Source organism: Agromyces humatus (assembly GCF_021228295.1).
GTDB classification, from domain to species: Bacteria; Actinomycetota; Actinomycetes; order Actinomycetales; family Microbacteriaceae; genus Agromyces; species Agromyces humatus.
This window is the reverse complement of record NZ_JAJQPD010000013.1, coordinates 34680-55280: the sequence shown is the minus strand read 5'-3', so window position 1 is coordinate 55280 and position 20601 is coordinate 34680. Positions and strand designations below refer to the sequence as shown.

17 protein-coding genes are annotated in these 20601 nt (G+C 69.7%); 15 read left to right on the top strand and 2 right to left on the bottom strand.

Features of this window, described 5'->3' with window-relative positions:
• The first annotated feature begins 16 nt into the window (after window positions 1–16).
• The 6 genes from uidA (at window position 17) to pth (ending at window position 6805) form a co-directional block, all read left to right on the top strand.
• Complete coding sequence (gene uidA, locus LSF15_RS17720) at window positions 17–1789, top strand: beta-glucuronidase (RefSeq protein WP_232499889.1); 1773 nt, start codon at window positions 17–19, stop codon at window positions 1787–1789.
• 34 nt (window positions 1790–1823) lie between these two features.
• Window positions 1824–3389, top strand: a complete 1566-nt coding sequence (gene uidB / locus LSF15_RS17715) for a glucuronide transporter (RefSeq protein WP_232499888.1) — start codon at window positions 1824–1826, stop codon at window positions 3387–3389.
• A gap of 3 nt (window positions 3390–3392) precedes the next feature.
• Window positions 3393–4631: a D-mannonate dehydratase ManD gene (gene manD / locus LSF15_RS17710; RefSeq protein WP_232499887.1), complete on the top strand. Its 1239-nt coding sequence runs from the start codon at window positions 3393–3395 to the stop codon at window positions 4629–4631.
• Window positions 4628–5161: a gluconokinase gene (locus LSF15_RS17705; RefSeq protein ID WP_232499886.1), complete on the top strand. Its 534-nt coding sequence runs from the start codon at window positions 4628–4630 to the stop codon at window positions 5159–5161. Before manD ends, LSF15_RS17705 begins: the two co-directional genes overlap by 4 nt.
• A gap of 241 nt (window positions 5162–5402) precedes the next feature.
• Entirely contained in the window at window positions 5403–6044 is a 642-nt protein-coding gene (locus tag LSF15_RS17700) for a 50S ribosomal protein L25/general stress protein Ctc (RefSeq protein WP_232499885.1), read from the top strand.
• Between the two features lie 128 nt (window positions 6045–6172).
• Window positions 6173–6805 (top strand): aminoacyl-tRNA hydrolase, encoded by a 633-nt coding sequence (gene pth, locus LSF15_RS17695; RefSeq protein ID WP_232499884.1) that lies wholly within the window; start codon window positions 6173–6175, stop codon window positions 6803–6805.
• Window positions 6806–6821: 16 nt separating this feature from the next.
• Here pth and LSF15_RS17690 read toward each other — a convergent pair whose 3' ends face one another.
• Window positions 6822–7514 (bottom strand): RNase H family protein, encoded by a 693-nt coding sequence (locus LSF15_RS17690; protein ID WP_232499883.1) that lies wholly within the window; start codon window positions 7512–7514, stop codon window positions 6822–6824.
• Window positions 7515–7610: 96 nt separating this feature from the next.
• Between LSF15_RS17690 and mfd the strand changes: the two genes are divergently transcribed.
• Window positions 7611–11306: a transcription-repair coupling factor gene (mfd, locus tag LSF15_RS17685; RefSeq protein WP_232499882.1), complete on the top strand. Its 3696-nt coding sequence runs from the start codon at window positions 7611–7613 to the stop codon at window positions 11304–11306.
• 89 nt (window positions 11307–11395) lie between these two features.
• Here mfd and nhaA read toward each other — a convergent pair whose 3' ends face one another.
• Window positions 11396–12598: a Na+/H+ antiporter NhaA gene (gene nhaA / locus LSF15_RS17680; protein ID WP_232499881.1), complete on the bottom strand. Its 1203-nt coding sequence runs from the start codon at window positions 12596–12598 to the stop codon at window positions 11396–11398.
• Window positions 12599–12867: 269 nt separating this feature from the next.
• Between nhaA and LSF15_RS17675 the strand changes: the two genes are divergently transcribed.
• The 8 genes from LSF15_RS17675 (at window position 12868) to LSF15_RS17640 (ending at window position 20572) form a co-directional block, all read left to right on the top strand.
• Window positions 12868–13581 carry a nucleoside triphosphate pyrophosphohydrolase gene (locus LSF15_RS17675; RefSeq protein WP_232499880.1) on the top strand — a complete coding sequence of 238 codons (714 nt, stop codon included), beginning with the start codon at window positions 12868–12870 and terminating at the stop codon, window positions 13579–13581.
• Window positions 13578–14111 (top strand): ferritin, encoded by a 534-nt coding sequence (locus tag LSF15_RS17670; RefSeq protein ID WP_232499879.1) that lies wholly within the window; start codon window positions 13578–13580, stop codon window positions 14109–14111. The genes LSF15_RS17675 and LSF15_RS17670 overlap by 4 nt, the downstream gene beginning before the upstream one ends.
• 67 nt (window positions 14112–14178) lie before the next feature.
• Window positions 14179–15447, top strand: coding sequence for a histidine--tRNA ligase (gene hisS / locus LSF15_RS17665; RefSeq protein ID WP_232499878.1), 1269 nt, complete (start codon window positions 14179–14181; stop codon window positions 15445–15447).
• A 28-nt stretch (window positions 15448–15475) separates the two neighbouring features.
• A complete protein-coding gene (locus LSF15_RS17660; RefSeq protein WP_232499877.1) occupies window positions 15476–16630 on the top strand; it encodes a glycosyltransferase family 4 protein in 1155 nt (384 codons plus the stop codon).
• Between the two features lie 121 nt (window positions 16631–16751).
• Window positions 16752–18032 carry a phosphopyruvate hydratase gene (gene eno, locus LSF15_RS17655; RefSeq protein ID WP_232499876.1) on the top strand — a complete coding sequence of 427 codons (1281 nt, stop codon included), beginning with the start codon at window positions 16752–16754 and terminating at the stop codon, window positions 18030–18032.
• Between the two features lie 76 nt (window positions 18033–18108).
• Window positions 18109–18726 (top strand): FtsB family cell division protein, encoded by a 618-nt coding sequence (locus LSF15_RS17650; protein WP_232499875.1) that lies wholly within the window; start codon window positions 18109–18111, stop codon window positions 18724–18726.
• Window positions 18723–19286 carry a DUF501 domain-containing protein gene (locus LSF15_RS17645; protein WP_232499874.1) on the top strand — a complete coding sequence of 188 codons (564 nt, stop codon included), beginning with the start codon at window positions 18723–18725 and terminating at the stop codon, window positions 19284–19286. Before LSF15_RS17650 ends, LSF15_RS17645 begins: the two co-directional genes overlap by 4 nt.
• Window positions 19283–20572 (top strand): S8 family serine peptidase, encoded by a 1290-nt coding sequence (locus tag LSF15_RS17640; RefSeq protein WP_232499873.1) that lies wholly within the window; start codon window positions 19283–19285, stop codon window positions 20570–20572. The genes LSF15_RS17645 and LSF15_RS17640 overlap by 4 nt, the downstream gene beginning before the upstream one ends.
• Window positions 20573–20601 lie beyond the last annotated feature (29 nt).

The window sequence follows — 20601 nt, the reverse complement described above, 5'->3', positions numbered from 1 at the left end:
CGACAGAAAGGCCATCATGCTGAAGCCCCAGACCAGCCCGACCCGAGAGCTCGTCAACCTCGACGGACTCTGGCAGTTCGCGGTCGACCCCGGCACGCCGCACACGCTGTGGCAGGCAACGCTCGACACGACGCTCGAGGCCGCCGTGCCCGCGAGCTACAACGACCTCTTCGCCGACCCGGCGATCCGCGACCACGTCGGCTGGGTCTGGTACCAGCGCACGGTGCGCGTGCCCCGCGGCTGGGCCGGCGAGCGCGTCTTCGTGCGCCTCGACGCCGCCACCCACGAGGGCGTCGTGTACGTGAACGACACCAAGGTCGCCGAGCACGTCGGCGGATACACCCCGTTCGAGGCCGACATCACCGACGTCGTGACGGCCGGCCAGGAGTTCCGCCTCACCGTCGGTGTCAACAACGAGCTCACCAACACCACGATCCCGCCCGGCAGCATCACCGTCACCGACGATGGCGGCCGCAAGCAGGACTACCTGCACGACTTCTACAACTACGCGGGCCTCGCCCGCTCGGTGTGGCTCTACAGCGCACCCGCCGTGCGCGTGACCGACCTCACGGTCATGACCGATGTCGACGGCGCGACCGGCGTCGTCGGCTTCGACGTCGAGACCACCGGCGCCGACACCGTTCAGGTCACCCTTCGCGACGTCGAGGGCACCGTCGTCGGCTCGGCCGAGGGCATCGCCGGCGTCGTGCGCATCGACGACGTGAAGCTCTGGCAGCCCGGCGCGGCCTACCTCTACACGCTGACGGCGCAGGCCGTCGTGGGCGGCGAGGTCGTCGACGAGTACACGCTGCCGATCGGCGTGCGAACCATCGAGGTCCGCGGCATGCAGTTCCTCATCAACGGCGAGCCCTTCTACTTCACCGGGTTCGGCAAGCACGAGGACACCGCGGTCCGCGGCAAGGGACACGACAACGCCTACCTCGTGCACGACTTCCAGCTCATGGACTGGATCGGCGCGAACTCGTTCCGCACGTCGCACTACCCCTACGCCGAAGAGGTCATGGAGTTCGCCGACCGCCACGGCATCGTCGTCATCGACGAGGTCGGCGCCGTGGGGCTCAACCTCGCGATGGGCGGCGGCATCTTCGGCGGCCAGACCAAGCTGACCTTCGCCCCCGAGAACATCAACGACGACACGCAGGCCACGCACGCGCAGGCGATCCGCGAACTGGTCGACCGAGACAAGAACCACCCGAGCGTGGTCATGTGGTCGATCACCAACGAGCCGGCCTCGAACGAGCCCGGGGCGCGCGAGTACTTCGAGCCGCTCGTGAACCTCACCCGCGAGCTCGACGCGACGCGCCCGGTGACCTTCGTGAACGTCATGTTCGCGAACCACGAGGCAGACCTGATCGCCGACCTCTTCGATGTCATCTGCCTGAACCGCTATTACGGCTGGTACGTCGACTCCGGCGACCTCGCCGCCGCCGAGCAGAAGCTCGAGGCCGAGCTCATCGGCTGGCAGGAGAAGTTCGCCCGCCCCCTCATCATGACCGAGTACGGCGCCGACACGGTGGCCGGCTACCACTCGATCTACGACGCCCCGTTCACCGAGGAGTACCAGACGAGCTTCCTCGACATGTACCACCGGGTGCATGACCGGGTCGAGGCGATGATCGGCGAGCAGGTGTGGAACTTCGCCGACTTCCAGACCAAGAACGGGTTCGCCCGCGTCGACGGCAACAAGAAGGGTGTGTTCACCCGCGACCGCAAGCCCAAGGCCGCCGCGCACGCGCTGCGCGCCCGCTGGACCGGGCTGAAGAAGTAGCCGCGAGCCGGCACAGGGTAAGGGAGCCCACACCATGTCAGAAAGCACCACCGCCACGCGTGAGAACGGCGTCGGCACCGAGAAGAAGCTCAGCAAGCTCAGCATCGTCGGGTACGGCGCGGGCGACGCAGCGAACAACCTCGCGTTCACCACCGCCACGATGTTCCTGCTCATCTACTACACCGATGTCGCGGGCATCTCGGCCGCCGCCGCCGGCACCCTGCTGCTCGTCGTGCGCATCTTCGACGCCTTCGCCGACGTGTTCGCCGGTCGCATCGTCGACCGCACCTACAGCAAGCGCTTCGGCAAGTTCCGGCCGTTCATCCTCTTCGGCTCGCTGCCGCTGCTGCTGCTCAGCGTCGCCACGTTCTCGATCCCGCAGATCGGCGAGAGCGGCATGCTGCTCTACGCCTACCTGACCTACGCCGCACTCGGCCTGGCGTACAGCCTCGTCAACATCCCCTACGGCTCGCTCGCCGGTGCGATGACCCGGAACTCGGGCGAGCGCGCCAAGCTCGCGAGCGCGCGCACGATCGGCGCCATGGTCGTCGGCGCGGGTCTCGGCATCTTCATCGCCCCGCTGATCACGCCCGACCGCGACCTGCAGGCGCTCTTCACGTACATGACCCTCGGGTTCGTCGTCGTCGGCTTCGCGCTGTACATGTTCACGTTCTTCACCGCGAAAGAGACGGTGAAGCGCGACGTGGCGAAGGTGTCGATGAAGCAGAGCTTCGCGATCCTGAAGAGCAACAAGCCCCTGCTGCTGCTGTGCCTCAGTTCGTTCGTCTTCCTCACCGGCATGCTCGCGCTCAGCACCGTGCAGCTGTACTACCTGCGCGACGTCCTGCACGCGCTGCCGCTGTACGCGGTGCTCTCGATCATCCAGATCGTGCTCACGTTCGGCCTCGCGGTCGTCGTGCCCACCATCGTGCGACGGTTCGGCAAGCGCACCGGCTACATCGGCGGCGGCCTGATCATGGTGGTCGGTGGGCTCGTCGTCTTCCTCGCCCCGCCCAGCGCGGTGTGGCTCGCTTTCTCGGGTCTCGTGCTCTGCTACGTCGGGCTCGTCCTCGTCAACATGCTCGTCTGGGCGCTCGAGGCCGACACGGTCGAGTACGGCGAGTGGAAGACCGGTGTGCGCGCCGAAGGCATCATCTACGCCCTCTTCTCGTTCACCCGCAAGACCGGCCAGGCGGTGGGCGGCGCCCTCGCCGCGTACGCCCTCGCGATCGGCGGCTACGTCGCCGGGGTCGAGACGCAGTCGGTCGAGGCCGAGTGGGGCATCCGGGCAGCTGCCGGCCTGCTGCCCGCCGTGGCTGCCGGACTCGCCGTCCTCATCATGTTCTTCTACCCGCTCACCGACACGCGACACCGCGAGATCGTCGCCGAGATCGAGGAGCGCCGTCGCAACCAGCAGGTCGTCGAGCCGGGCCTGTCGACAGCGGCATTCGCCGCCGGCCGCCACGCAGCCGATCTCGACGGATTCACCACCGACGAGCCGTCGTCGGCAGGCGCCCCCGACGGCTCGGACGCCGCCGACGGCTCGACCACCCCAAGCGGGCCGACCACCCCCAACAATTCAGACACCAAGGAGTCCTGACCCATGAAGATCGCCAAGGCCGAGGTCATCGTCACGAGCCCCGACCGAAACTTCGTGACGCTCAAGTTGACGACCGAGGATGGCCTCACCGGCCTCGGCGACGCCACGCTCAACGGCCGCGAGCTCGCCGTGGTGAGCTACCTCAAGGACCACGTCGCGCCCCTCCTGATCGGCAGTGACGCGAGCCGCATCGAGGACACGTGGCAGTTCCTCTACCGCAGCGCGTACTGGCGCCGCGGGCCGGTCACGATGGCCTCGATCGCGGCCGTCGACATGGCGCTGTGGGACATCAAGGGCAAGGCGGCCGGGATGCCGGTGTACCAGCTCCTGGGCGGCGCCAGCCGCACGGGGCTGATGGCGTACGGCCACGCTTCCGGCAAGGAACTGCCCGAGATCTTCGACTCGATCCGCTCGCACCTCGAGCAGGGCTACCGCTCCATTCGCGTGCAGACCGGCGTGCCCGGATTGAAGGCCATCTACGGCATCGCCTCGCAGGCCGCCGACACCGGGGACGCCGACGTGAGGTACGACCATGAGCCCGCTCGCCGAGGCGCGAAGCCGACCGAGGAGGACTGGGACACGCGCGCGTACCTGAAGCACCTGCCCGGCGTCTTCGAGGCCGTGCGCAACGAGTTCGGACCCGACCTGCCACTGCTGCACGACGGCCACCACCGCATGACGCCCATCCAGGCGGCCAAGCTCGGCAAGTCGCTCGAGCCGTACGACCTGTTCTGGCTCGAGGACTGCACCCCGGCCGAGAATCAGGAGGCACTCCGCCTCGTCCGCCAGCACACGACGACGCCGCTCGCGATCGGCGAGATCTTCAACACCGTGTGGGACTTCAAGGACCTCATCCGCGACCAGCTCATCGACTACGTGCGCGGCGCGGTCACGCACATGGGCGGCATCTCGCCGCTCAAGAAGACGCTCGAGTACGCTGCGCAGTACCAGATCAAGTCGGGCATGCACGGACCGACCGACATCTCCCCGGTGGGCATGGCGGCAGCGATGCACCTCGGCCTCTCGATCCACAACTTCGGAATCCAGGAGTACATGAAGCACGGGCAGAAGACCGACGAGGTGTTCGAGCAGTCCTTCACCTGGGAGAACGGCATGCTCCACCCGGGCGACAAGCCCGGTCTCGGCGTCGAGCTGAACCAGGACGAGGCGGGCAAGTACCCCTACGAGCAGGCCTATCTGCCGTACAACCGCCTCGCCGACGGCACGGTGCACGACTGGTGACCGATTCGACGACGCCCGAGACGCCCATCATCGTGGTGATGGGCGTCTCGGGGTCGGGCAAGTCCACGATCGGGGCCCTGCTGGCGCGCGACCTCGGCGTGGCGTTCACCGACGCCGACGACCTCCACCCGATCGAGAACATCGAGAAGATGGCGTCGGGTGTGCCCCTCGATGACGACGACCGCAGGCCGTGGCTCGAGACCGTCGGTGCGACGCTCGCCGAGGCATCCGAACGGGGCGCCGGACTCGTCATCGCCTGCTCCGCGCTGAGGCGCAGGTACCGCGACACGATCCTCGCGAGTGCGCCGAAGGTGCGGTTCGTGCACCTCCACGGAACCCGCGAGGTGCTCGCCGCCCGCACCGAGGGGCGCACCGGGCACTTCATGCCGACGAGCCTGCTCGACTCGCAGCTCGCCACGCTCGAGGCCCTCGATCCAGACGAGCCCGGCATCGTCGTCGACATCGACCAGCCGGTGGGTCGGATCATCGACGACGCGGTCTCGCGGCTCAGGGCCGGCCCGTCCGCCTGACTCCCTCGCCGGGTGCGGAGTCATCGTGGCAGCGCACCCGTGCAAAGCGATGTAGAATCGTCCATTGGACTTCGGCGAGGGATGCCGCCAGTTCGGGTTCGCTCGGGCATGGCATCCGTGATCGACGCGGTGGAAGCAGGCTTCACGGCTTTTCCTCACGCATTGCGCACGTGATGTGCGCGCGTTCGAGTCGAAACAACAGACACACGATCTGGGCCGCGAGCCCGCAAGGAGAACCACCATGGACGAAGACAACAAGGTCGAAGCCGCCACGCGGGAGTCGTTCGGCAAGGGTGCGGCGCGCAAGCTCCGCGCGACCGGCGCCATCCCCGCCGTGATCTACGGACACGGCACCGACCCGAAGCACGTCGCGCTGCCCGCGCACCAGGTCGGCCTGCTCATCCGCAAGGCGAATGCCCTGCTCGACCTGCAGATCGACGGCAAGAGCACGCTCGTGCTCGTCAAGGACGTGCAGAAGGACCCCGTGCGCCAGATCATCGAGCACATGGACCTCATCGTCATCAAGAAGGGCGAGAAGGTCCAGGTCGAGGTGCCCGTGCACATCGAGGGCGAGCCGTTCGCCGGCACGATCGCCGACGTCGACGCGCACACCCTGCTGCTCGAGGTCGAGGCGACCCACATCCCCGAGAACATCGTGGTTTCGGTCGAGGGCCTCGAAGAGGGCACGCAGATCCTGGCCAGCGCGATCGAGCTGCCGAAGGGCGCGACGCTCATCAACGACCCCGAGACGCTCGTGGTGAACGTGCACGTGCCGCAGAAGGTCGACCTGGGTGAAGAGGGCGAGGCCGCTGAGGTCGAGCCCGCCGAGGGCGAGGCCGCTGAGGCCGAGGCCGAAGGGGCACCCGCCGAGTCGGCAGAGTAGTTCCACCGACGGGGCCTGCGGCGCCGCATCCGGGTACGCTCGGAGTGCGGGCCGCAGGCCCTTTCGCGTCGCCCGCCGACCCCGACCGCAGCCTCATTGCGGCGCGACGCCCACAGAAACGGATGAACATGGGGCTCTTCGACTTCCTCCGCCCCCGCCAGCAGAGAGATGACGCCGTGGCCGACAACACCTGGCTCGTGGTCGGGCTCGGCAACCCCGGAGCGCAGTACGCGGGCAATCGGCACAACGTCGGCCAGATGGTCGCCGACGAGCTCGCCTCGCGCATCGGCGCGACGTTCAAGAGCCACAAGACGCCCGCGCGCGTCGCCGAGGGGTTCCTGCGCCCCGGCGGCCCCAAACTCGTGATCGCGAAACCCAACGGCTACATGAACACCTCGGGCGGCCCCGTGGCCGCGCTCGTGAAGTTCTATTCGATCCCCGTCGAGCGGCTCATCGTCATCCACGACGAGCTCGACATCCCGTTCGACACCGTGCGCCTGAAGCAGGGCGGGGGCCACGGCGGCCACAACGGCATCCGCGACGTCGTGAAGGCGACCGACGGTGGAGCGTTCACGCGGGTGCGCGTCGGCATCGGCCGCCCGCCCGGTCGTCAGGACGCCGCGGATTTCGTGCTCAAGGACTTCTCGTCGACCGAGCGCGCCGCCCTGCCGAACCTGCTGTCGGATGCCGCCGACGCCGTCGAGGCCGTCGCGAGCGAGGGCATCGTGGCCGCGCAGCAGCGGTTCCACTCGCCGGCCTGAGGCCGACGCAGGCAACTCAGATCAGGCCGCGCAGGAAGTCCTCGGGCGAGCGCCCCTCGGCGCGGGCGCGCTGCAGGAGGCGGTCGTGCTCTTCGGTCGAGAGCTCGACCGTGAGCGTGTGCCACGCGGCGGGCAGGTCGTCGAGCGCGAAGAGCGCGTCATCGGGTCCGGCGTCGTCGAGCGCGTCGTCCAAGATCGCGTCGACATCGGGCGCGACGAGGGCGGCCGTCTCGATCGCCACGCCGCCGTTGCGCGTCCACCCGGGACCCGACGGAACCGCGGCGCCGCGCTGGAAGGCCTCGGCGACGGCGCGTGCCCGCTCGTCGGCGGCTTCGTTGAGCGGATGCCCGACATGGCCCTTCACCCACTCGAAGCGGTAGGCGCGGCTCGCGAGGGCGGCGTCGAGCTCCTGCAGCAACTCGAGGTTCATGACGGGCTTGCCGTCGGCCTTGCGCCAGCCCTTGCGCTTCCAGCCCGCCATCCACTTGGTCACCGCGTTGATCACGTACTGGCTGTCGCACAGCACGAGCAGCTCGTCGTCGAGGTGCGCGGTCGCCCGGAACAGCTCGAGCACGGCCTTGAGCTCACCCTGATTGTTGGTGGCGTGCTTCCACCCGCCGGCGTCCCAGCAGTCGTCGTCGACGTACCAGGCCCAGCCGGCCGGGCCGGGGTTTCCGAGGGCCGAACCGTCGGCGGCGGCGATGATCATGGGTGGTGCCTCCTGGCGTAGACGTGCGGCGCCAATCGTACCCGGCGACGCCGACTGAGCGGATGCAACGTCGGAGGCCGCGCGTAGACTCATCGGGTGAACCTCCAGGGCTTGCTCACGGCGCTTTCGCGCGCCTCCACGATCGACGTCGCGCTCCGCGAGGCCCTGCGCAGCACCGACTTCTCGGCACCGGCCGGCCTCGATGCGCCGCTGCTCGCCGGGCTGCTCGCCCGTCGAACCGAGGCCGGGCTGCCACCGGCACTCCTCGCCATCACCGCGACGAGCCGCGAGGGCGAGTCCCTTCGCGCCTCCCTCGCGCCATACCTCGACGACGCCGAGGTGCTCGAGTTCCCCGCGTGGGAGACGCTGCCGCACGAGCGACTCTCGCCGAGCGCCGAGACCGTCGGCCGCCGGCTGCATGCCCTGCGTCGCATGAACGAATGGTCGAAGTCCGGTGCGAGACATCCGCTCGTCGTGGTCGCGTCGGTGCGCGCCGCGCTGCAGCCGCTCGCCGACAACCTCGCCGAGCTCGCGCCCATCGAGCTCGTCGCCGGAGGCCGGGGCCACGACCTGTCGGCCATCGCCGTACAGCTCGTCGACCTCGCATATGCTCGCGTCGACATGGTTGCGCGGCGCGGCGAGTTCGCGGTGCGCGGCGGCATCCTCGATGTGTTCCCGCCGACCTCAGACCACCCCGTGCGCGTCGAGTTCTTCGGGGACGAGGTCGAAGAGGTGCGCTCGTTCTCGGTCGCAGACCAGCGATCCCTGCCCGAGCCCATCGAGCGGGTGTCGCTCGCGCCGAGCCGCGAACTCCTGCTCACCGCACCCGTGCGCCAGCGCGCGCGTGAAATGGTGCACGAGTTCCCGAGTCTCGCGGGCCTGCTCGAGAAGGTCGCCGAAGGCATCCCCGTCGAGGGCATGGAGTCCCTCGCGCCCGCCCTGCTCGAGCGACTCGTGCCGCTCAGCCATTACCTGCCAGAGGGCGCCGCGATCGCAGTCCTCGCACCCGAGCGGGTGGCGGGGCGCGCAGTCAGCCTCGGCGAGACGAACCGCGAGTTCCTCAGCGCGGCCTGGAGCGCGGCCACTGCCGGCGCAGAGGCGCCGATCGACCTGGCCGCCGGCGACTTCCTGACCGTGCGCCAGTTGCGCGATGCGGCGCTGTTCAGCGCCCCCGGCGAGCTCGATCCTCGCCGCGTGTGGTGGAACTTCTCGTCGTTCGACATCGGCGACGCCGCCGAGGTCGTCGCCGCGGGCGAGGGTGAAGCCGCCGACCGGGCCCGCGCCGCCGTCACCGCCGTGCGGGTTGCGGCGAGCGCGATGCCGAGCTTCCAGGGCAACGTCGCCGGCGCCGTCGATCACGCCGCCGAGCGCCTGCGCGACGGGTGGAGCCTGGTCGTGGCATCCGCAGGTCATGGACTCGTCGAACGCGCACGCGACGTGCTCGCCGAAGCCGGCCTCGCGGCGCGCCTGGTCGATGAGGTTCCCGCCGATCTCGAACCCGGCGTCGCCTATCTCGTGCAGGCCGACGCGGCGCGCGGCTACGAGGTGCCCGAGGTGAAGCTGGGGCTCATCGCCGAAGCCGAGTTCTACGGCCGCGCCGCCGGATACGACGCCCGCCAGGGCAAGAAGCTCGCGAGCCGGCGCCGCAACGTCGTCGATCCGCTGCAGTTGAAGCAAGGCGACTACGTCGTGCATCAGACGCACGGCATCGGCAGGTTCGTCGAGATGGTGCAGCGAGAGGTCGCCACCGGCAGCCGACCCACCGGGCCGAGCCGTACGGCGGGCATCCAGCAGCAACCGACCGCGGTGCGCGAGTACCTGGTGCTCGAGTACGCACCGTCGAAGCGCGGGCACGCCGGCGACCGGCTGTTCGTGCCCACCGACCAGCTCGACCTGCTGAGCCGGTATGTGGGCGGCGAGGCACCCTCGCTGAGCAAGATGGGCGGCAGCGACTGGGCGCAGGCCAAGGGCAAGGCGCGCAGGGCCGTGCGCGATATCGCGGTCGAGCTCGTCAAGCTCTACTCGGCGCGCATGGCGGCCAAGGGCCATGCGTTCGGCGCAGACACCCCGTGGCAGCACGAGCTCGAAGAGGCGTTCCCGTTCGTCGAGACGCCCGACCAGGTGCAGACCATCGACGAGGTGAAGGCCGACATGGAACGGCCGATCCCGATGGACCGGCTGCTCGCCGGCGACGTCGGCTTCGGCAAGACCGAGGTCGCCGTGCGCGCTGCGTTCAAGGCGATCCAAGACGGCAAGCAGGTCGCGATGCTCGTGCCGACGACGCTGCTCGTCAAGCAGCACCTCGAGACGTTCAACGAGCGGTTCGCCGGGTTCCCCGTGCATGTGCGGGCGCTCAGCCGGTTCCAGACCGACAAAGAGGCGCGCGACACCGTGGCGGGCCTTGCCGACGGAACGGTCGACATGGTCATCGGCACCCATCGCATCCTCACCGAGAAGGTGCAGTTCAAGGATGTGGGCCTCGTCATCATCGATGAAGAGCAGCGGTTCGGCGTCGAGCACAAGGACTCGCTCAAGAAGCTGAAGACCAACGTCGACATCCTGGCGATGAGCGCGACCCCCATCCCGCGATCACTCGAGATGGCGGTCACCGGGATTCGCGAGATGTCGACGCTCGCGACTCCGCCCGAAGACCGGCACCCGATCCTCACGTTCGTGGGTCCCTACTCCGAGCAGCAGGTCGCCGCGGCGATCCGGCGCGAGATGCTGCGCGAGGGCCAGGTCTTCTTCGTGCACAACCGGGTCTCATCGATCAACCGGGCCGCGGCGCAGCTCGCCGAACTCGTCCCAGAGGCCCGCATCGCCGTCGCCCACGGACAGCTCAACGAGCACGTGCTCGAGCAGATCGTCGTCGACTTCTGGGAGCGCAAGTTCGACGTGCTGGTCTCGACGACCATCATCGAGACAGGTCTCGACATCACGAACGCGAACACGATCATCATCGACCGCGCCGACAAGTACGGGCTCTCGCAGCTGCATCAGTTGCGCGGGCGGGTCGGCCGCGGCCGCGAGCGCGCATATGCGTACTTCCTCTACGACCCGGCCAAGCCGCTCTCCGAGACCGCGCACGACCGCCTGTCGACCATCGCCGCGAACAACGAGCTCGGGTCGGGTATGCAGGTCGCGCTGAAAGACCTCGAGATCCGCGGCGCCGGCAACCTGCTCGGCGCCGAGCAGGCCGGGCACATCGCCGGCGTCGGCTTCGACCTCTACCTGCGCATGATCGGCGAGGCGGTGTCGGCGTTCCGCGGCGATGTCGCCGAGGGGCAGACCGAACTGCGGCTCGAGCTGCCGGTCGACGCGCACATCCCCGAGGACTACGTCGACAGCGAGCGCCTGCGCCTCGAGGCCTACCAGAAGCTCTCGGCCGCGAGCGGCCCCGCTGCCGCCGAGGGGCAGATCGACGCGGTGCTCGACGAGCTCGTCGACCGCTACGGCGTTCCGCCCGAGCAGGTGAAGCATCTCGTCGCGATCTCGCGCCTGCGACGGCAGGCGCAGCTCGCGGGGCTCTCCGACGTCATCACCACCGGGTCGAAGCTGCGCATCGCGCCCGCGAACATCCCCGACTCACGACGCGTGAGGCTCGAACGCCTCTATCCGGGCGCCAAGCATTTCGCGCAGAACGACGTCATCATCGTGCCGTTCCCCGTCGTCAACGGTGAACTGCCGGGCGACGCCGACCTCATCGAGTGGGTCTCGCGACTCGTGACCGCGATCTTCCCGGTGCCCGAGGCGCCGGCAACGGAGGTCCCGGCCGCCGCCGCGGCCGACTGATCGCCCCACCCGACGAGACCGCGACGCGCGACGCGCGACGCGCGCCCCGCGCCGCGGGACATCCGCTCGGCATCGCTGCCCGCGCGCGCTCAGTGCGAGAACGGGCCGCCCACGCCCGGCTGCGTTCCACCGCTGCGGCGGTACTGACGCGAGCGCAGGCTCACGAAGACCGCCGACGCGACCATCGAGACTCCCGAGCCGAGCAGCACCGCGAGCGTGCCCTCGTCGGCCACGTCGGGCAGTCCCGCGAACGCGAGCTCGTTCATGAGCAGCGACACCGTGAAGCCGATGCCGCCGAGGGCGCCGACCACGAGCAGGTCGACGAAGGTCAGCGGTGTGCCAGATCGGCGACGCGCGACGAGACCCCCGATCCCGCCGGCGAGGGTGATGCCGACGATCTTGCCGACGGGCAGGGCGACGAGGATGCCCCAGAACGCGGGGTCGAGCTCGCTCGGGCGCACCTGGGGCACGACGACCATCGCGGCCGAGAAGGCGAACAGCGGCAGGATGACGCCGTTCGACCACGGCTCGAGCGTATGCACCGCCCGCCCGCCCGGGCGGCGGGCCATCACGAGCCCGAGGGCGACGCCCGCGATGGTCGCGTGCACGCCCGACTGGTACACGAAGTACCACGCGACGACGCCGAGCAGGATGAGCGCGACGTTCACCGGCCACTGCGGTCGGCGCGAGAGGATCCAGTTCGACCGCGGCTTCATCAGCCGGCTCACGGCGCCGAACAGGGCGATCGCGATCCCCGCGAAGCCGAGCGCAGCGAGGTCGGCGCCGCTCGTGAAGAAGAACGCGATGATGATGATCGCGATGAGGTCGTCGAGCACCGCGAGGGCGAGCAGGAACACCCGCACACGAGTGGGGATCCAGGTGCCGAACATCGCGAGCACCCCGAGCGCGAAGGCGATGTCGGTCGCCGTCGGGATCGGCCAGCCGTCGATGGTCTCGGTGCCCGCCGTGAACGCGACGAAGATGAGCGCCGGAACGACGACCCCGCCGACGGCCGCGATCGCGGGCAGCAGCGCCTTCGACAGGCTGTTGAGCTCGCCGATCACGAGCTCGCGTTTCAACTCGACCGCGACGATGAAGAAGAAGATCGCGAGCAGCCCGTCGCTGATCCAATGGCCGAGCGAGAGGTCGAGACCGAGCCAGGGCAGGTCGATGTGCTCGTTCTTCACGGCCAGGACGTCTGCGCCGAACGGGAGGTTCGCGACGAGGAGGCCGAGCACGGCGGCGATCAGCAGCAGGGCGGCGCCCCAGCGCTCGGAGCGGAGGAAGTTCATGGGACCCCTTGTCGGAAGTCGCGCACTGGCGGCGCGGGCCGCGTCGTGACGTCGGAAACACTGACGACGATCGCTCGTCGGCCGACCAGACTTCCCGGCACTCCTGTGCACAATCCTATTCGGCCCGGCAATTGCCTCATGATGTGGAGACGAAGGATGACGCACCGGGTCTGGTGGTCGGTCGCGTCGGGCGACGCGAGCCGTCGCGTGCACGATGTTCACCGTGCTCATCTGGGTGCAGGCCGGAGCCGCCGACGTAGGCTGACGGGATGACCGAGGTTGACCGCGTGAGCCGAGCAGAGACCGATCGGGCGACTGCGCTCGACGAGTTGATCAAGACCGTCGCGCTGCTGCGCGCGCCGGGCGGATGCCCCTGGGACGCCGATCAGACTCACGAGAGCCTCGTGCAGTACCTCGTCGAGGAGTGCTGGGAACTCATCGACGCCATCGAGACCGGCGATCGCGCCGAGATGATCGAAGAGCTCGGCGACGTGCTGTACCAGGTGCTCTTCCACGCCGACATCGCGGCGCACACTCCCGGCGAGGACTTCGACATCGACGACGTGGCTCGTCACATGACGGCGAAGATGGTGTCGCGGCATCCGCACGTCTTCGGCGATCGCGAGGCGCACACCGCTGCCGACGTCGTCGCGTTCTGGGACGACCTGAAGAAAGACGAGAAACCGCATCGCACGAGCGTGCTCGACGGCGTGCCGCGCGGCATGCCGGCGCTCTCCCTCGCACGGAAGGTGCTCGACAAGTCCGAGAAGGTCGAGGTGACGGTGGCGGATGTCCCGGCGCCGAGCGATGCCGCGGCGGCGACGTCGCCCGCCACCGAGCCCGAACTCGGGCGAATGCTGCTCGAGCTCGTCGAGTCGGCCCGCGCGCAGGGGCTCGATGCCGAACGTGCACTGCGCGGCGCCGTGCGCGATCTCGAAGACCAGGTGCGTCGCGCAGAGCAGGCGAGTAGCGTCGAGGCATGAGCGGCGACTCCTTCAACGACCTCCTGTCCACCCAGATCGGCAACGAGTTCGCGGCATCGCAGCAGTACATCGCGATCGCCGCATGGTTCGACGAGCACGACCTGCCGCAGCTCGCGGCGCACTTCTACCGGCAGTCGGTCGAGGAGCGCAATCACGCGATGATGCTCGTGCAGTACCGCATGGACCGCCATCTCGGCGTCGCCATCCCCGGCATCCCGCCCGTGCGCAACGACTTCGCGAACGTCGTCGAGCCGATCGAGCTCGCCCTCGCCCAAGAGAAAGAAGTCACCGGGCAGATCGAGGCGCTGTTCAAGGCCGCCCGGTCCGAGGGCGACGCGCTCGGCGAGCAGGCGATGCTCTGGTTCCTCAAGGAGCAGGTCGAAGAGGTCTCGTCGATGGACACCCTGCTCACGATCGTGAAGCGCGCGGGCGACAACCTGTTCGACATCGAGAACTTCGTCGCCCGTGAGCGCATCGGCGACAGCGGCGTCGATGCCAACGCGCCCGAGGCCGCGGGCGGCGCGCTGTAGGTCTGTCGCGCCGCGACGGGCGCTGCGGCGCACGCCACCCACGCCGCGTGCTGGAAGAATGATCGGCATGGCCGCATCCGTCACTCCTCCGCGCGGTATGCGCGACTTCCTCCCCGCCGAGAAGGCCCGGCGCGAGCACGCGCTCGGCGTGATCCGCGGCGTCTACGCGGCGCACGGCTTCGACGAGATCGAGACGCCGGTCATGGAGGACTCGTCACGGTTGCATGCGGGCCTCGGCGGCGACAACGAGAAGCTGGCGTTCGCCGTGATGAAGCGCGGCCTCACGCCCGACGACCTGGCCGCGGCTGCGGCATCCGGCGACGCCCTCTCGCTCGCCGACCTCGGCCTGCGTTACGACCTCACCGTGCCGCTCGCGCGGTTCTACGCGACGCACCGCGCGGCCCTGCCGCCCGTGTTCCGAGCCATCCAGATCGCGCCGGTGTGGCGCGCTGAACGCCCGCAGAAGGGTCGTTACCGCCAGTTCGTGCAGTGCGACATCGACATCATCGGCGAGGCCGGGCCGCTCGCCGAGCTCGAGTTGCTCACGGCGACCGTCGCGACACTCGACGCGCTCGATCTCGGCGACTGCACGATCCGCATCAACGACCGGCGCATCCTGGCGGGCATCCTGGGCTCCTGGGGCGTTCCCGACGAGCTGCGCGAGCGCGCCCTCATCACGATCGACAAGCTCGACAAGATCGGCACCGGGGGAGTGGCGGCCGAGCTCGCCGAGCTCGGCATCGTCACGGGCGATGCGGATGTCGCAGCCGAGCTCGAGGCGCTCACGGCGGCCGACTGGCATCTCGCCGACGGCGTGGTTCCCCCGCCGGCGTGGCTCGATCAGGCGGCGTACTCCGACCTGCTGGCGCTGCGCGCCGCCCTGCCCGACGCCGCGATCGAGTTCGATCCCACGCTCGTGCGCGGCATGGGCTACTACACCGGCACGATCTTCGAGATCGCGCATGCCGACCACGGCTATTCGCTCGGCGGCGGCGGCCGCTACGACCACATGATCGGGCGCTTCCTCGGTCACGAGGTGCCGGCCTGCGGCTTCTCGATCGGGTTCGAGCGCATCGTCGACCTGCTCGCCGTGAGTGATGAGGCGCGTCCGCGTGCGGTCGTGCTCGTCCACGACGCCGATGCGCCGCTGCCGCAGCTGCTCGCGCTCAAGGCCGAGTTGGTGGCATCCGGAACCCGTGTCCGTCTCGAACGGCGCGTCAAGAACTTGCGCGCACTGCTCGACCGGGTCACCGCCGACGGCTTCGACGCGTTCGCGCAGGTCGGCCCAGACACCACCGACGCCGCCTCGCTCTCGTTCCGCGAGCTCGCCGCCTGAACGCCGACCGCTCGGCCGAAGGAGCGCGGTGCGCGAGATCATCCACCTGATCACACCCGGGGACCACTACTCGCCGAGCACGGGGAGCGCGATCCCCACGGTCGTGCATGGGCTGAGCCGCGCACGCACCGCCGGGACTCCTGAACCGTCGGTGCTGGTGGCCCGGGGCACCTACCCCGACCGCTACCGGAGTGCGCGGGCGATCGAGTACGAGCAGGCGTCGCCGTGGCCGCTCGAGCGCGTCGCGCCGCGGCGGATCGTGGACGCAGCCCTCGCGGTGCTCGGCATGCCTCGGCTCGTGGTCCGGCGCACGTTCCGGCCGGCGTTCGCCGACCAGGGCTCGTGGTCGCCGTCGGTCGTGCTCTGCCACAATGCGCCGCAGGCGATCCCGCTCGTCGACCACCGGCGGCACGTCCCCGTGCTCTACGCGCACAACAACCTGCTGCGCTCGTACTCGCGCGCGGAGTCGGCGAGGGTGCTCCGCCACGTCCGGCTCATCGTCTGCGTGAGCGGGTCGCTCGCCGATGAGATGAAGGAGCACCTGCCGACGTCGATGCACGCCCGCGTGGTGGTCGTGCACAACGGGGTCGACACGTCGGCCTTCCAGCGTGCGCCTGGCCGTGACCACGACCGACCGCTTCAGGTGGCGTTCGTGGGCCGGATGCTGCGTGAGAAGGGTGCCGGCGTCGTGATCGACGCGTTCCGGCGGCTCGACCGCGACGATCTGCGGCTGCGGATCGTCGGATCCGACGGATTCGACGCGAATGCGGCGCTCACCGGATTCGAGCTCGAGCTCAGGCGTGCCGCCGCACCGCTCGGCGACCGCGTGGAGTTCACCCCGTTCGTCCCGCGCGAGCAGGTCGTGCGCATCCTCGGCGAGTCCGACATCGTCGTCGTCCCGTCGACGTGGCGCGAGCCGTTCGCGCTCACCGCACTCGAGGGCATGGCGGCAGGCGCCGCCGTGGTCGCGTCCGACATCGGCGGCATCCCCGAGACGGTTCGCGGAGCCGGGATTCTCGTTCCCCCCGGCGATGCCGGTGCCCTGGCGGCTGCGCTCGACGAACTCGCCCGGGACCCCGAGGTCCTGCGGCGCACCGCGGCGGCAGGTCGGGTGCGTGCGACGGAGTTCGACTGGTCACGCGCTGCCCGGCGACTCGACTCGCTCGTTCGCGCGGTCGACTGACCGCGCACGGTCGCGCGAGTGGATGTCACGTGGCTGAGCGGCGCTCGTGAGCATTACTAGACTGTGACGCGGATCACGACGGAGTCGTCCACCAGTCACCCCCATCACAGAGGAGTTCACTGTGGCATTCATCGAAGCAGTAGGCGCGCGCGAGATTCTCGATTCTCGCGGCAACCCGACCGTCGAGGTCGAGGTGCTCCTCGACGACGGCACCCTGGCCCGCGCGGCGGTGCCCTCGGGTGCGTCGACGGGCGCCTACGAGGCGCACGAGCTGCGCGACGGCGACAGCGGCCGCTACCTCGGCAAGGGCGTGCAGAAGGCCGTCGACGCAGTGCTCGACGACCTCGGTCCCGCCATCGAAGACCTCGACGCGAGCGACCAGCGCCTCGTCGATGCCGCGCTCATCGAAGCCGACGGCACCGACGAGAAGAGCCGCCTCGGCGCGAACGCCATCCTCGGTGTGAGCCTCGCCGTCGCGAAGGCCGCGGCCGACTCCGCGGACCTGCCGCTGTTCCGTTACCTCGGCGGCCCGAACGCGCACGTGCTTCCGGTGCCCATGCTGAACATCATCAACGGCGGCGCCCACGCCGACACCGGCGTGAACATCCAGGAGTTCATGGTGCTGCCCGTCGGTGCGCCGACGTTCTCCGAGGGCCTGCGCTGGGGCGTCGAGACCTACCACGCGCTCAAGAGCCTGCTGAAGTCGAAGGGCCTGTCGACCGGTCTGGGCGACGAGGGCGGCTTCGCCCCCGACCTCGAGAACAACCGTGCGGCGCTCGACCTCATCGCCGAGGCGATCGGCACGGCCGGGTTCACGCTCGGCACCGACATCGCACTCGGCCTCGACGTCGCGGCGACCGAGTTCTTCGAGAACGGCGCCTACCACTTCGAGGGCAAGGACCGCAGCGCCGCCGAGATGAGCGCGTACTACGCCGAGCTCGCTGCCGCCTACCCCCTCATCTCGATCGAGGACCCGCTCGCCGAAGACGACTGGGAGGGCTGGACCCAGCTCACCACCGAGCTCGGCACCAAGCTGCAGCTCGTCGGCGACGACCTGTTCGTCACCAACCCGACCCGTCTGGCCGACGGCATCGGCAAGCGGGCCGCCAACTCGATCCTCGTGAAGGTCAACCAGATCGGCACGCTCACCGAGACCCTCGACGCGGTGTCGCTCGCCCAACGCTCCGGGTACACGGCGGTCATGTCGCACCGCTCGGGCGAGACTGAAGACACGACGATCGCCGACCTCGCCGTCGCGACGAACGCGGGTCAGATCAAGACGGGCGCGCCCGCCCGGAGCGAGCGCGTCGCCAAGTACAATCAGCTTCTGAGGATCGAAGAAGAGCTCGGTGAGGCCGCGGTGTACGCCGGCCGCACGGCGTTCCCTCGCTTCACGGCGTGATCGCGTAGCTGACAGCGACGGGGGTGGCCGCGTGGCCACCCCCGTCGTGGTCTCCGGGCCGGCGACGAGGAGGGTGATGAACGGCGATTCCGCCCGCACACCCCGCCGCCCGGCGAATCCTGCCGGCGACCGGTCGCCGCGCGCTCGAAAGCGGTCGGCTCCGCCCGAACCGCGGGCCGCCGCGCGCACGAATTCGGGCGGCGCGACCGATCCTGCACGCGCGGGATGGCTCAGGGGCATCCGATTCTCAGGTTTCTCGCTCATCATGATGGGCATACTCGTGCTCGCCGTCGTGGTGCTGGCGCCGTCGATCGCGGCGTACGCGCAGCAACGGCAGCAGATCGCGGAGCTTCGCGCCGCCGTCTCCGCACAAGAGGAGGAGGTGCAGCGGCTGCGCGACGAGCGCGAGCGCTGGAATGACGAGACGTACATCGTGACGCAGGCACGTGAGCGCCTCTACTACGTGATGCCGGGCGAGGTGAGTTACCTCGTCATCGACGACCGGGCGGCGGGAACCGCGGCGGATGCCGCGACCGAGGTCTCGGCCGAAGTGACCGAAACGAAGGGCGACTGGATGCGCACGCTGCTCGACTCCGTGATGACCGCGGGGCTCGCGCCGGCCGCGACCGACCCGGCGACGCCCCCCGTCGACCCGGCGACGGGCGCGCCCGCAGCCGGAGAGGGCGACCGATGACCCGCCCGCCCTTCAGCCCGGTCTCGGAGCGCGACCTGCGCATCGTCACCGCACAGCTCGGCCGGCGCCCGCGCGACGTCGTCGGGATCCCCGCCCGATGCGTGTGCGGCGCGCCCACGGTCGTGGCAACGGCGCCTCGGCTGGCCGACGGCACCCCGTTTCCGACGTTCTACTACCTCTCGCACCCGGTCGCGACGGCTGCGATGTCGTTCCTCGAGGCGGCGCAGCTCATGGTCGAGTGCACCGAGCTGCTGGCCGGCGACGCCGACGTGCGAACCGCCTACCGGCGTGCGCACGGCGACTTCCTCACCGATCGCGGCCTGTTCGGCGAGGTCGCCGAGATCGCCGGCATCTCGGCGGGCGGCATGCCCACGCGGGTCAAGTGCCTGCACGCGCTCGCCGCGCACTCGCTGGCCGCCGGGCCCGGCGCGAACCCCATCGGCGACCTCGCGCTCGAGCGCTCGTCGTGGTCGCCCGCGGTGTGCCAGTGCCCCGATTACGGGGTCGACGAGCCCGCCGAGCCGGCCGTCGACGAGACATCCGAAGAGCTGAGCGGATGACCCGGCGCGAACGTCTCCGTCCCCTCGCGCGCACGGCGCGCATCGCTGCAGCGGCCGCCGCGGTGGGCGCGATGGTGTTCACCGGAGCCGCGCCGGCCCAGGCCGACACGGTGCGCGACTACGAGTACTGGCTGGGCGACTACGGCTTCACGACCGCGTGGAACACCTCGCGCGGCGAGGGAGTCACCGTCGCCGTGATCGACACGGGTGTGAACGGCAACGTCGCCGAGCTGCGCGGCGTCGTCACTGGCGGCACGGATGTCTCGGGCCTCGGCACTCCCGACGGGCAGACCCCGGTCGGCGATCCCGACGACAGTGCGCACGGAACCATGGTCGCCTCACTGCTCGCCGGTCGCGGCACGGGTGAGGGCAGTGGCGTCATCGGCGTCGCGCCCGAGGCCGAGATCCTCGCCGTGTCGGTCGCCTTCGGTCAGGACACCGGTGCCGAGAAGACGAACGACGAGCAGATCGCCGAGGGCGTTCGCTGGGCGGTCGACAACGGTGCCGACGTCATCAACATGTCGCTCACCCGCAACACCCGCGACTGGCCCGAGAGCTGGGACGACGCGTTCACGTACGCCTTCGAGAACGACGTCGTCGTGGTCGCGGCGGCCGGCAACCGGGGCAACGGCACGAGCGAGGTCGGCGCCCCGGCGACCATCCCCGGGGTCCTGACGGTCGCGGGCGTCGACAAGGAGAAGAACGCGAGCCTCGACGCGAGCTCGCAGGGCATCTCGATCGCGGTCGCCGCGCCGAGCGAAGACCTCGTCGGCGTGCAACCCGACGGGCGCGTCGCGATCTGGAGCGGCACGAGCGGCGCAGCACCACTCGTCTCAGGGCTGGTCGCCCTCGTGCGATCGGAGTACCCCGAGCTCGACGCCGCCAACGTCATCGAACGGGTCATCCAGACGGCCGATCCGAACGGCCGCGAGGTGCCGAGCGCGTTGTACGGATTCGGGCTCATCGACCCCGTCGCGGCGCTGGAGTCCGACGTCGAGACGGTCGACGAGAACCCGCTCGGCAGCCTCGCCGAATGGATCACCCTGCACCGGCGAGCGGCGGGCGAGACCCCGGCTCCGTCGACTGAGGATGCCGAGATCGTCCCCATAGCCGATCCGCCCCTGCCAGACGAGGATGCGACGGACACGCTCCTCCCGACGCCCTGGACCCTCGCGTATATCACGGTCCCGCTCTCGTTGGTCGCTGGATTTGGTACGATAGGAGCGCTGTTGGGCATCGGCGCCACTCGGCATCTCAGGCGGACTGTCCGCATTCGCGAACAGTGATCGCACGTTCAAGCAAACGAGGAGTCCAT